Source organism: Bacillus sp. AFS031507, from assembly GCF_002584635.1.
GTDB lineage: Bacteria > Bacillota > Bacilli > Bacillales > Cytobacillaceae > Neobacillus.
Map to the genome: position 1 here is coordinate 273,782 of NZ_NUOW01000012.1, position 203 is coordinate 273,984.

Here is a 203-nt window from a genome sequence, read left to right on the forward strand (position 1 = left end):
TCTTGGGTCATTTTCTTTTTACGACAATCACGAATGGCACATTTAACCGCCAAATATAAGGCACGCCTTAGCCTACTCGAACCTCTTTTAGTTATTTTGTTTACATTTCCTTTAAACCTGCCAGATTCAAAGATACTAGGGTCAATTCCGGCAAATGCTACGAGTTTTTTAGGGTGAGTAAATCGATCAATCTCACCAATTTC

At 38.4% G+C, this 203-nt stretch carries 1 protein-coding gene; it reads right to left on the reverse strand.

Annotated features, from left to right (window positions below):
- Positions 1–203 (reverse strand): transposase (locus COE25_RS32520; RefSeq protein ID WP_142354473.1); only part of this gene is annotated, 203 nt, incomplete at both ends.